The following is a 1,582-nucleotide window of genomic DNA, read 5'->3' as shown; positions in this document are numbered from 1 at the left end:
CTCCAGCAGCAGCCCCCGCAGACGCAGCCCGCGGCACCGCAGTACGGCTACCCCGCGCAGCACGCGGCCCCCACCGTGCCGCAGCCCGCCGCCCAGCCGCCGACGCAGCGCAGTGAGGCCGAGCGCAAGGCGCTGCGTGCCCAGGCGGCGATCGTGGTGTCCGCCGTGGTGGCCATCGCGCTGATCATCGGCGGCGGCGTCTGGTACTCGCAGGGCAAGGACGACCAGGCCCCGACGGCCGGCGGTTCCACCGGCGGCGGCGACGGCAAGGGCGCCGGAGGCGGCAAGGAGAAGGCGCCGTCCGACCCCTCGGCGGCGTTGCTCTACCAGCTCGACGCGCCGAAGGTCGACAAGGGCCTCCAGGTCACCATCGAGGGCTCCTGGATCACCAAGGACGCCTTCGTCAAGAGCGGCGTGGCCGAGATCAACGCGTACGGCAAGGACGACGGCGCGAAGAAGTGGACGATCCCGCTGCCGGGTCCGGTCTGCTCCACCTCCCACCACACGACGGACGACGGCAGGACCGTCATCGTCCACGAGCCGGAGATGCCGACCGTCAAGACGCCCATGCACGGCTGCAGCGAGGTCACCGCGCTCGACCTCGCCACCGGCAAGAAGCTGTGGACGAAGAACGCCAAGAACGGCGACCGGGCCATCGGGTTCGACAACGTCACCCTCAGCGGCACCACCGTCGCCGCCGGCTCCAGCTCCGGCGGGGCCGCCTGGGACCTGTCCAGCGGCGAGTCGCTGTGGCAGCCCAAGCCGGGTGACGAGTGCAAGGACTCCGGCTACGGCGGAGGCGAAGCCCTCGTCGCGGTCCGCCGCTGCGGCGCGTACGACGCCCGCCAGCTGCACATCCAGACCGTCGACCCCCGGAAGGGCACCGTGCTCTCCGAGTACAAGATGCCCGAGGGCGTCGAGTACGCGTCGGTGGTCTCCACCTCTCCGCTGGTGGTCGCGGCCGACGTCGGCGACACCGCCGGGGACGGCAGCGGCATCTCCGACTTCTTCTCCATCGACGCCGCCACCGGCAAGCTCCTCGCCAAGATCTCCGCACCCGGCGACACCTACGCCGCCGACTGCGACGGCATCACCCGCGTCGAGAAGTGCTCGGGCCTCGCCGTCAGCGGCGACCGGCTCTTCCTGCCCACCGAGGAGCACGACACCGGCGGCGACGGCGGGCGCAGCAACGAGGTCGTCGCCATCGACCTCGCCACCGGCAAGGCGACCGGTCAGAAGGCCGAGGCGGGCGAGAACGCGTCGCTGCACCCGCTGCGCGCCGACGGCGGCAACCTGATCGCCTACAAGCGGCCTCCGTACGACAAGGGCGGCCAGATCGTCAGCATCGACGGCGAAAGCTTCAAGGAGACGGTGCTCCTGCAACTCCCGGCCGACCCGAAGACGCTGGAGGTGGAGTTCGAGTTCTCGCCGGAGTACGAGGAGTACCTGTACGCCGACGGACGGCTCTACATGAGCGAGGTGTACGCCAAGGACGACGCCAGCTCGCAGACCATGCTGGCGGTCGCCTACGGCGCCAAGGGCTGACCGCCCGCACCGTCGGGGCCGACCGCCCGCACCGCCG

1 protein-coding gene is annotated in these 1,582 nt (G+C 71.4%); it reads left to right on the top strand.

The genetic code is table 11. The features are described from left to right. A partial coding sequence (locus tag HW445_RS30360; protein ID WP_374939725.1) for a PQQ-binding-like beta-propeller repeat protein occupies nucleotides 1-1,545 on the top strand: 1,545 nt, incomplete at its 5' end. Between the last annotated feature and the right edge of the window lie 37 nt (nucleotides 1,546-1,582).

It is taken from the genome of Streptomyces sp. UH6, from assembly GCF_013421635.1.
Classification (GTDB): Bacteria; Actinomycetota; Actinomycetes; order Streptomycetales; family Streptomycetaceae; genus Streptomyces; species Streptomyces abyssomicinicus.
Note: the sequence above shows the minus strand (reverse complement) of the source record. Positions and strands in the feature narration are given on the sequence as shown.